This window comes from Ignavibacteria bacterium (genome assembly GCA_016873775.1).
Lineage (GTDB): Bacteria > Bacteroidota > Ignavibacteria > UBA10030 > F1-140-MAGs086 > JAGXRH01.
Map to the genome: position 1 here is coordinate 1 of VGWC01000083.1, position 10,515 is coordinate 10,515.

General features: G+C 38.3%; 10 protein-coding genes. 4 read left to right on the forward strand and 6 right to left on the reverse strand.

Annotated features, from left to right (window positions below; translation table 11 throughout):
- The 6 genes from FJ218_09810 to FJ218_09835 all read right to left on the reverse strand — a co-directional run.
- Positions 1–1,428 (reverse strand): B12-binding domain-containing radical SAM protein (locus FJ218_09810; GenBank protein MBM4167195.1); only part of this gene is annotated, 1,428 nt, incomplete at its 3' end.
- A 102-nt stretch (positions 1,429–1,530) separates the two neighbouring features.
- Positions 1,531–2,487 carry a hypothetical protein gene (locus tag FJ218_09815; GenBank protein ID MBM4167196.1) on the reverse strand — a complete coding sequence of 319 codons (957 nt, stop codon included), beginning with the start codon at positions 2,485–2,487 and terminating at the stop codon, positions 1,531–1,533.
- A 79-nt stretch (positions 2,488–2,566) separates the two neighbouring features.
- Positions 2,567–3,682 carry a DNA-protecting protein DprA gene (dprA, locus tag FJ218_09820; GenBank protein MBM4167197.1) on the reverse strand — a complete coding sequence of 372 codons (1,116 nt, stop codon included), beginning with the start codon at positions 3,680–3,682 and terminating at the stop codon, positions 2,567–2,569.
- Between the two features lie 19 nt (positions 3,683–3,701).
- Positions 3,702–3,974, reverse strand: a complete 273-nt coding sequence (locus FJ218_09825; protein MBM4167198.1) for an ethanolamine utilization protein EutN — start codon at positions 3,972–3,974, stop codon at positions 3,702–3,704.
- A 113-nt stretch (positions 3,975–4,087) separates the two neighbouring features.
- Positions 4,088–5,449, reverse strand: coding sequence for a phosphoglucosamine mutase (glmM, locus tag FJ218_09830; GenBank protein MBM4167199.1), 1,362 nt, complete (start codon positions 5,447–5,449; stop codon positions 4,088–4,090).
- Positions 5,450–5,467: 18 nt separating this feature from the next.
- Entirely contained in the window at positions 5,468–6,109 is a 642-nt protein-coding gene (locus tag FJ218_09835; protein MBM4167200.1) for a cyclic nucleotide-binding domain-containing protein, read from the reverse strand.
- A 218-nt stretch (positions 6,110–6,327) separates the two neighbouring features.
- On the opposite strand from FJ218_09835, the gene FJ218_09840 reads away from it, so the two are divergent.
- From FJ218_09840 to thiI, 4 genes are all read left to right on the forward strand, one after another.
- A complete protein-coding gene (locus tag FJ218_09840; protein MBM4167201.1) occupies positions 6,328–7,020 on the forward strand; it encodes a Crp/Fnr family transcriptional regulator in 693 nt (230 codons plus the stop codon).
- Positions 7,021–7,038: 18 nt separating this feature from the next.
- The gene (locus FJ218_09845; protein MBM4167202.1) at positions 7,039–7,881 is read left to right on the forward strand and encodes a PHP domain-containing protein; all 843 of its coding nucleotides are present in this window, start codon (positions 7,039–7,041) and stop codon (positions 7,879–7,881) included.
- 280 nt (positions 7,882–8,161) lie between these two features.
- The gene (locus tag FJ218_09850) at positions 8,162–9,478 is read left to right on the forward strand and encodes a (Fe-S)-binding protein (GenBank protein MBM4167203.1); all 1,317 of its coding nucleotides are present in this window, start codon (positions 8,162–8,164) and stop codon (positions 9,476–9,478) included.
- Between the two features lie 56 nt (positions 9,479–9,534).
- Positions 9,535–10,515 (forward strand): tRNA 4-thiouridine(8) synthase ThiI (thiI, locus tag FJ218_09855; protein ID MBM4167204.1); only part of this gene is annotated, 981 nt, incomplete at its 3' end.

Here is a 10,515-nt window from a genome sequence, read left to right on the forward strand (position 1 = left end):
AGAATGTTTGTTCCATTTCTTTGGCGAAGAAAGTAGTTCCATTCCTTTCCATACGCGAAAACGTTTGTGAATGAGTTTGTGCAACGCGCGATAAAAATCCGGCGAATACGTTCCGTGATACATCATTGCCAAATCCTGACTATCGAACCAATTTTGTTTTTCACCGAGTTGTTCGCGTACGTTGTCGTAAAATTTTGTTCCTGGTAGCGGATACGAAACCGAAACGCCAATTTCATCGGGCAAACATTCGCGCACCATAAAAAACGTTTTTTCGATATCGTCTTTCGTTTCGCCTGTGTAACCAAATTGCAAAAAGAATCCGACGCGAATGTTGTGGCGTTTCAGTTTGCGCGTCGCTTCGTAAATTTGCTCGACTGTTGTTCCTTTTTCCATCGCGTCGAGAATTTTTTGTGAACCACTTTCCGCTCCCATCCACGTTGATGTGCAGCCGGATTTTGCAAGCGCTTCAATCGTGTTTCCTTTCACCAATAAATCCGCGCGCGATAAACATTTGAAAGGAATTACTGCATTTTCTTTTTGCACAACTTCTGCAAACTCTTGAATCCAATTCGGTTTCAATCCAAAAATATCGTCGCAAAACCACAAGTGGTTGGGAGAATATTTTTCTTTCAACAATTTCATTTCAGCAACAACATTCTGCGGTGAATGAACATTATACACTTGTCCGTAAATCGGTTTCGCGCACCAATTGCAATGAAACGGACATCCGCGCGTTGTAACAATATTCATCGAAAAATATCCGTGTCGCTCGGTCCAAATTTTTCTATACTTCTCAACATCAACAATTTCTCGTGTAGGAAATGGAAGTGTATCGAGTTGTTGTAATACTTGGCGATGATTGGTTTTGATTGTGTTGTCGTGCTGAACTTGTTTCAGCATATTCTCATTAGATCCCGAAACAAGTTCGGGATGACGATAATCTTTTTTAAAAGCAATTCCATTTATACTTTCAAACTCCTGATTTGATTTTCCGGAAAGTTTTTCGAGAAGTTCAAAAAGCGTTTGTTCACCTTCGCCGAAAATTACAAAGTCAGCACCGTGCGATAAATATTTTTCGTAATGGTCTGCGGCATCGCTTCCGTGAATGATTACAGTACAACCGAATTTCTTTCCAAGTTCGCTCATCGTGAACGCAGCAAGTCGCATTCGTTCCAAACACATTTTCGTTAAGTAGTTGAAATCGTCGTCGTAGATTACGAGAAATTTCGGTTTGTGTTTTTTGAGTTCGGGAAGAAGTTCGTTTTCATTTTCCGCGAGCATCGCATCGAACAACGCAACAGAATATCCTTTCGATTGAAGAAAACTCGCGGCGTACAATGTGCCAAGCGGAGAATACGGCATCATTGCTTTGTATTCTTTCTCGTCGAATTTGAGGAAGTAGGAATGTGTGAATAAAACGTCAATCATTTCGTTTGCTGGTTTTTGTGTTTGTTGGTTTGTTCGTTTTTTGGCTACTTCATTTTAACGAACTAACCAACTAATCAGCAAACAAACTAACACATCGTAATCTTATGTTCGCTGTATTTCGCTTTGCTTCACCGCGACATTTCTTTTTTTCAATTCTACTTCGTAGCGATGCAGCACTTTATCTTCGAAGTTTAAAACAAACGCGCGTGATTCATATAATTTACATTTAAAGATGCGATTGCGCGTTACTTCGTCAAATTGCGGATAACGCGATTTCCAGATTTTCTCAGTTTTTTTCATCAACCAATTATCGAGAGCGGATGAAAGCGTATTCTGGAAAAACAATTCCAGAATTTTTTGAATCAAACTTTGCCTCATTTTGAATTTTTTTACATTTAGGCGCGCTAACGTATAATTTGGAAAATATTTTTTTATCCAATCATTCTGTTTGATATACTCTGCGAAGAGAGAATAATTATACAACGGTTTCAGGTGCGCGATTTCCATTGCAGTAAAAATATTTATTTCGTCCAGTTCAAGATGTTCTTCATCAATAAAGTAGTTGACGCAGAAATATTTTTTGTTGTTCAAGAGAAATATTTTTTTGAACAGAATTAGCAACGTTCTGCAAATCCATAAACGATTTTTTGCAGTAATGATCATAAAATCTATATCACCGTTGTTACTCGAAATATTTTTCGAGAGTTCACCGGAAAGAAATATTCCCCGTACGAAAGGAAATCGTTTGATAATGTGGGTTACAAACTTCGCAATACGCAAGAGTGAACGTGCGTTCTTTTCTTTTTGTTTTCTCGTTTCGATATCGCATTCGTTCTGAAGAAAGATAAATCCGTTTTTTTCTAAAATTCGTTCGTCGGAAAATTCTGTTTGCATTTTTTTATAAAACTCATTAAACGAGATAGAGTTCATGGGAAAAAAAGTAAACAGTTGTTGTGCGGTTAACGGATAATGAAATAAATCATAATACACTAATGTACGTAACGCATCATCAGAAAAATCTTTCTGTGATGGTGAATTATGTTCGTTATCGGTTATCATTAAATTAAAAGATGTGAACGATTTTATGCCGCAAAAGTAAGGAAAGTCTGTTATTTACGAAAAGACGAAAGTCACGATTTCACAGAGTTTTGACGAACATTTTTCCTGCGAGTTGTTTCACAATTCCTTTAAATTCCAAACTCAATAAGTTGACAAGAACATCCGAAGTTATGAGTTCGGTTTTCTCTGCAATCATATCAATATGTGTCGGTTCTTCGGAAAGTATATCAAAAATTTTTTTCTCGAAAAGCGAAAGTGAAATTTCTTGTTGTGGTTTTTCGTTTTTCGATTTTAGAATTGGTCGAAGTTTGTATTCGAGTTCTTTTATTACATCGTCCGGAGTTTGTGCAAGTTTTGCACGACCTTCTTTGATGAGAATGTTACAGCCATTGCTCTTTTCACTGTTGATTGGTCCTGGTATCGCAAACACTTCTTTGTTTTGATCCAGCGCAAGTTCTGCCGTAATCATTCCGCCTCCGCCAATTTTACTTTCGATAAGAAGTGTTCCGAGCGAAAGTCCGCTGATGATTCTGTTACGGCGCGGAAAATTAAATCCATCTGGTTTTGTTCCGAACGGAAATTCAGAAATCACTGCGCCGTTTTCGGCAATTAACTTTGCAAGTCCTTTATTATCGAGCGGATAAATTTCATCTAATCCACTTCCAATCACAGCGATTGTTCTTCCATTATTATTAAGAGTTGTTCTGTGAACGGTCGAGTCAATTCCAATTGCTAAACCACTGATAATGGTAATTCCTAACTGAGAAAATTCTTTCGTAAAGTTTTCGCACACCTGTTTTCCGTAATTTGTTGGCGTTCGTGTTCCAACTAGTGCAAGTGAATATTTGTCTTGGGGAAGTAAATTTCCAAGAACAAAAAGAAAAATCGGCGCATCGTAAATTTGTTTGAGTTGTTCTGGATAATTTTTTGATGAAATTGAAATTATGGTCGCACCAAGTTTTTCTGCTTTTGAAAATTGTTCTTCGGAAAACTGATTTGCTTTTTCGTACTGAGAATTTTTTCTGAATTCAAGGAGCGATTTTGTTAGTGAAGGAGAAGTGAGTTGCTCAAGTCGAGCAAAAGGAGTAGTGAAGATTTCCTCGAGCGAAGAAAATTGGGAAATCAGTTGACGTAATTTTACATCACCGATTCTTTCCACCTGTGAAAGGATAAGAAGTTCTTTTGTGGAGAACATTTTACTTGCTTATCTGAAATTATTCTTTCACGTCAATTCCATCAACAACGGCAACGATAACGGAATGCACTGGGATTTTATCGTCTTTTAGAATTTGCCGTGCGCCGCTTCCTTCTTGCATCACGAGAACAACATCGCCTACGCCTGCGTCAACCGTATCAACAGAAAGAATTTCTTTGCCGATAAATTTTCCACTCGTATCAATCGGTTGCGCGATGAGAAGTTTTTGCTCTTTGAAATGCTCGTCCTTGTGTGTAGAAACGATAGTGCCGGTGATTTTACAAAGTACCATTTTTAGTTCAATATTATTTTCTCTTTGATAACAATTCGTAATTGGTAATTAGTCATATGTCATTAGTAGTTTTCTCGATGGACAAATGACTGATTACAATTAATCAATAACGACTAACTATTAACAATTTCCTTTGTTGCTTGTTCGATGAGATGGTCTGTCATTTTTTCTTCCGGTGATTCTGCGATGATGCGCAAAATCGGTTCTGTGTTTGATGCACGAACGTGAATCCATCCCAAGGGAAAATCCAAACGAATTCCGTCTGATAAATTTATTGTCGCTTTCGAAGAATATTTTTCAACAAGAGACGAAATAATTTCTTTCGCGTTGAGAGTTCCGATTTCCAATTTCGTTTTCTTCATTGAATATTTCGGAAGAGAGTTTTTAAGTTCCGAAACGGTTCCATTACATTCGCAAAGCAGTTGCAAAAACAATGCAATTCCCAAACTTCCGTCGCGTCCCCAATGTAATTCTGGGAGAATAATTCCTCCGCTTCCTTCTCCGCCAACGATTGCGCCAAGTTCTTTCATTTTTTTTGAAACGTTGATTTCGCCAACGGGAGTTCGCACAAGTTCTGCATTATTTTTTGTCGCAACATCTTCAATTGCTTTTGTTGTGGAAAGATTGACGACAGCAGTAGATTTGAGATTTGAGATTTGAGATTTGTGTTTTAAAATAAGTTTACTGCAGGCAACGACGGTAAACTCTTCGGAAAATGCTTCTCCGTTTTCCATAATGATTGCTACTCTATCTGCATCTGGGTCAAGCGCAAAACCGACATCTGCATTTTCTTTTTTTACTCGCTCACGAAGTTCTGATAAATTTTCGGGAAGTGGTTCGGGGGCGTGAGGAAAAATTCCGCTATCATCGCAATGTACTTTTATAATATCGCAGCCAAGTTTTTTTAACAACGGAATTGCAAGTAAACTTCCCGAAGCATTGACGCAATCAAGTACTACTTTGAATTTTCGTTTTTGAATTTGCGCAACGTTGATATACGGAAGGTTGAGAATTGCTTCGAGGTGTTCTGAAAGTAAATGCTGTGCTGATGAATGTTCGCCAAGTTCATTCCACGAAGAATATGTTCTCGATGTTGAGTTTGCAATTTCCCAAAACGTTTTCGATTCATCTTGATCAAGAAACATTCCTTGTTCGGAAATATATTTCATTCCGTTCCATTGCTGCGGATTATGGCTTGCAGTTACGGCAATTGCCGGTGAAGAATATTTTTTTGCGGCGAATAAAAGCGTTGGAGTGGGACAAATTCCTATTGCAGAAACATTTTTTCCGATTGCTAACAGTGTTGAAGAAATGATGTTTGTAAAAATTTTTCCTCCGCTTCTTCCATCGCGACCGAGGAAGAAAGTTTTTGCTTGTGAGAATTTGGAAAATGCAGAAGCGTATCGGACAACAACTTCGGGAGTTAGTGATTTGCCGATAATGCCACGAACGCCGGAAATGCTTACCATTAACATTAGAATGTTCTCTTGTGCTTACAGTTCTTTTTGTTTCAACTCATCAACAAGAGTACGAAGTTTTGCAATTTCTGCCTGTGCGTTTCCGATATTTTGATTTGCGAATCGCAAGCGTTCGCCGATGATTTGCGCAAGTTTTAAAACAATTTTCAATCCCGTTCTCGGATTTTTTTCCATCAATTTAAATAAATCGGGACGAAAGAAACCGATGAGATTGCATGCATTCACGGCAATTGCAGAAGCAGAACGTGGCGATTCGTCGAGAAGAGCGAGTTCTCCGAAAAACGCACCCGTATGTAATTGCGCAAGTTCGTTATCATTATTTTCCAATTTAATAGAAACATCACCTTCTTTGATAACGTACATTCCTAATCCTGGGTCGTTTTGGTAGAAGATGTATTCTCCTGGTACATACTTCCGTTCGTGAACAATGAGAGCAACGTTGCGTAACTCGCGTTTGTTTAGCGTTTGAAATATTGGCACGTCAGCAAGTACGGATTCGATGGAACGTATTCTTTTTTCTTTTTTCCCGAATACATTTCCCCACAAACTATCGAGAGATTGTTGCTGGGGAGTTGCTTGTGATTGATTTGCTGTTTTATCTTCTTTCACGGCAATTAAAAAAAAATGTGATTGAATATACCAAAAGAAGAAAAATATTCAACGCAACCGAAAAAATATCCTAACGTCCGTTTGATATAATAGAACTTTTTTTTCCATTTGCAATTTCAATGATGCATTGATTCTTTTTCAAACAACATTTTGAAAAAAATATTTTTTTTCTGAATAGTTTTTTTGATTATTACCGTATCAAATTCTATATTAAACACAAAATTCATCATAGTTTCATTAGTTTCATATTTAAGTAAAGATGTAATATGCACACCGAAGTATCAGAAGTAGATTTTCTACGCCAAGTTTCAATCTTTAGCGGATTGACTGATGAAGATGTTGTGCGTGTTGCGAATATCGGTTCGATAAAAGTGTATCAAAAGGGAAGCGTCATTGTTATGGAAGCAGAAGCAGGAGCGGCAATGTTTTCCATTATTTCGGGAAAAGTAAAAGTTGTTCGTTCCGATGGCGAAGGGAGAGAAGTCATTCTCTCCATCCTCAGCGAAAGCGATGTCTTTGGCGAACTATCTCTCCTCGATGGGCACGCGCGTTCAGCATCGGTAATTGCGATAACAGAAACAGAAGTATTCGTGATTCACCGTCTTGATTTTATGCATCTCGTTCACACGTTTCCTTCTATTTCGCTTGCGTTACTTGGCGAACTTGCTCATCGGTTACGCAAAGCGGATGCGCAAATTAAAAACCTTTCTCTTAAAGGAGCAGAAGACCGCGTAGCAAGCGTTATTTTGCAACTGGCAGAAGAAGTTGGGCGAGTCAAGTATGGACGTGTTATTATCGAGGATATTCCTTTACAACAAGATTTAGCAAACATGGCAGGAACATCGCGAGAAACATTCTCGCGGATGTTGCACCAATTTATTAAAGCGGGCGAAATAATTCTTGATAGCGATACGTTTATTATCAACGATTATGAAAAATTCCGACACAAATACCGATAACAAATTATTCCGATGAGTATGTTTGCCGATTTACATTTGCACACAACGTACTCCGATGGTACGCTTTCTCCGTTTGAATTATTAACGAAAGCGAAAGAAATTGGATTGAACACCATTAGTATCACAGACCACGATACTGTTGGAGCGCTTGATGAAGCAATTGCAATAGGAACTGCAATGGGTATCGAAGTAATTTCCGGTGTCGAATTCAGTTCCATAGTCGAAGACCGCGAGTTCCATATTCTCGGATATTTCTTCGATTACAAAAATATTGAATTACTCAGTTATTTAGATTACTTCAGAAGCGAACGACTAAAACGCGCTGAAAAAATTGTCAATATACTTCATTCGCTCAAGATCCCTCTCGATTTCGATGCCGTAGTCAATAAAGTACACGGCGATTCAATCGGCAGGCCGCATATTGCACTTGCTTTGCTCGAGGGCGGCTTTGTTCGCTCGTATCAAGATGCGTTCAACAAATACCTCGGCGCCCGTTGTCCTGCGTACATCGAAAAACAAAGTGTTCCTCCCCAAGAACTCTTTGCGATGATAACACGCGCTGGAGGACTTTCCTTTGTTGCACATCCCGGAAAATTCTTAAACGATTCGCTCTTGCAAACGCTCATTCAATCCGGAGTTGACGGCATAGAAGTTATCCATCCATCACATTCGCACGGAGTAATTCAGTTTTACCGTTCTGTCATCAACGAATTTTTCTTACTTGAAAGCGGTGGCTCCGATTTTCACGGCGGTGAACGAAAAGATGATGCCGCATTTGGTAAATACACAATTCCGCTTGCCAAAGTTGATACTATGCGAAATCGCTTGTTTCAATCCTCTATTTCTTCTCTTGTCGAATAATTTTACCTTCATTTTTTTTTGCAGTGTTTCACAAGAGTTGTTAGCACTACCTCACGACCGTAAACGGTCTTGCTGGGCGAAAAAAAATCATCAATGATTCTTTGGGTTCAATCCCGAAGCGGAGAGGTTGTTTTTCTTTGTTTTGAGGATGTCCTAAACATTTGCAAGGATATTCTTATTTGTTTTGAGGAAGAAAATTCTATGAAGATTTTTTTCAACGATTTCTATCGTTTCCTACTTGGTCAAGAAGAACGTTTGTTGTATTTTCGGCTGTTAATTTATGGTAGAGGAATACGAACATCCGGAACTTATTTCGTCGCGCACATATTTGGAACGCTGTATTCAATGCGGATTTTGTTTGCCGACGTGTCCGACATATTCCATAACCGGAAAAGAACGTTCATCGCCGCGCGGAAGAATTCAAATGCTGAAAGGTGTTGCGCAAGGAATTTTGGAAATGAACAAAGCGATTGCCGAGGAAATGTTTTTTTGTCTCGGATGTCTTGCGTGTGAAACTGCTTGTCCTGCAGGAGTTCAGTATCATTCGATTTTGGAAAGCGGACGTTCAATCGTTAATGAAAAGAAAAAACAAAAATTATTTTCACTTGAAAGATTTCTTTTGAACGTAATTTTTCTTTCTCCCCGAAGAACAAAATTTGTTGCAAAACTTTTACGGTTATTTCAACGAAGTGGATTACATGAAGCATTACAGCGAAGTGGAATCGTACGTTTATTTTCAAAAAAGTTCGATGAATTCCTTTTTCTATCTCCGCAAATAGCAAACAAGTTTTCAAATGAAATACTTCAGAGTAACTCCAACAATAAACCACAAACTACTAACTATAAACTCCGTATAGGACTTCCGCTTGGCTGCATTACAAACGTTGCTTCTCCGGAAATAAACATTGCAACAAAAAATATTTTAGAAACATATAATTGTGAAGTACTAATTCCAAAAGAAAATTATTGCTGCGGCTCGTTGCATGGACACAGCGGGGATTTGGAAAACGCGAAAGTGTTAGCAAAGAAAACGCTTGATAGTTTTGAAAGCGAAAATTGCAATTATGTAATTTCAACTGCGGCTGGTTGTGGAGCGTTTATGAAGCACTATGGCGAACTTTTGAAAGATGATAGTGAGTATTCTGAAAAGGCAAAAGTATTTTCTGAAAAAGTAAATGATATTTCGGAATTTATAGCAAACATCGAAATGCCCGTTGATGAATTCATTCCTAAAAAATCTAAAATCAGAAATCTAAAATCTAAAATTACCTATCACGATGCTTGTCATCTTTCGCACGGACAAAAAATTACGAAAGAACCCCGCGAAGTTTTGCGTTCACTTGATGGAATTGAATTTACCGAAATGCAGGATTCAACGTGGTGTTGCGGAAGTGCAGGAATTTACAACGTAACGCATTACGATGATTCTGTTCAACTTCTCGAGAGAAAAATGGAAAACATCCGCAAGACAAATGCTGAAATTGTTCTCACGTCAAACATTGGTTGTATCAATCAACTGCGTTACGGTGCGAAGAAATTTGATGTCAATGTTGAGGTAATGCATATTGCGAATTTCTTGGACAAGTATTATTTGTAGAAAAAAGTAGTCAGTAGTTCAGGCATAAATTGTACATCGTAAATTGTAATTCGTAAATGTCATCAGTAATCATTCTTCATCATCACGAAATAACGCTCAAAGGACAAAACAGAAAAATGTTTGAAATGCAGTTGTTACGAAATTGCAAGCAAGCAGTGAACGGATTGTTGCAACGCTGGCAGTTTTCCGGCGGTTATGGAAGATTTGTTGTTACGCTTTCTGAAAATGATGAACAAAATAAATCAATCATTATCGAGCGCTTGAGAAAAGTGTTTGGACTTTCTAATCTTGGCGTTGGTGTTGTTGTAAAAAATGGAATAGAAAACTTTTGTAACGCATCGGAAGAACTGTTGCAAAGAAAAACGTTTCAAACAGTACGAGTAAATGCGCATCGAGCGAGTAAAATGTTTCCGATAAACTCGATGGAAATTAATCGCAAAGTCGGTGGATATTTATGCGAGAAATTTTCCGTGCGGGCAAAGATGGATAAACCGGATGTTGAAATCAATATTGAAATTCTTGAAGATGAAGCGTATATCTATTGTGAAAAAATTTCCTGTGCCGGTGGTTTGCCTTCGGGAATGAGCGGGAAAGTTGTGTCGCTTATTTCTGCAGGATTTGATTCTCCAATTGCCTCGTATCAAATGATGAAACGCGGTGCGAAAGTTTTTTACATTCACTTTCATAGCGTTCCTTACACAACAAAAAATTCTATTGACCAAGTGGAAAACTTGGTGAACGCGCTTACGCAATATCAATACGAATCAACATTGTATCTCATTCCGTTTGCAGAACTTCAACAGCAAATAGTTTTGAAAGCAGACCAAAAACTTCGTGTTGTGTTATATCGCAGATTTATGATTCGTATCGCAGAAGCAATTGCGAGAAAAGAAAATGCGCAAGCGTTGATTACCGGCGATAGTTTGGGACAAGTTGCGTCGCAAACATTACGCAACATTGCAGTCATCAATCAATGCGCGACGATGCCGATACTTCGTCCACTTATTGGAACGGACAAAGAAGATATTCTCCATCAA

What these genes read in the sequence shown, in the direction of transcription:
- dprA (MBM4167197.1), bottom strand. Translation starts at nt 3,682, where the DNA reads ATGTTCTCCACAAAAGAACTTCTTATCCTTTCACAGGTGGAAAGAATC.
- FJ218_09845 (MBM4167202.1), top strand. Translation starts at nt 7,039, where the DNA reads ATGTTTGCCGATTTACATTTGCACACAACGTACTCCGATGGTACGCTT.
- glmM (MBM4167199.1), bottom strand. Translation starts at nt 5,449, where the DNA reads ATGTTAATGGTAAGCATTTCCGGCGTTCGTGGCATTATCGGCAAATCA.
- FJ218_09815 (MBM4167196.1), bottom strand. Translation starts at nt 2,487, where the DNA reads ATGATAACCGATAACGAACATAATTCACCATCACAGAAAGATTTTTCT.
- FJ218_09825 (MBM4167198.1), bottom strand. Translation starts at nt 3,974, where the DNA reads ATGGTACTTTGTAAAATCACCGGCACTATCGTTTCTACACACAAGGAC.
- FJ218_09840 (MBM4167201.1), top strand. Translation starts at nt 6,328, where the DNA reads ATGCACACCGAAGTATCAGAAGTAGATTTTCTACGCCAAGTTTCAATC.
- FJ218_09850 (MBM4167203.1), top strand. Translation starts at nt 8,162, where the DNA reads ATGGTAGAGGAATACGAACATCCGGAACTTATTTCGTCGCGCACATAT.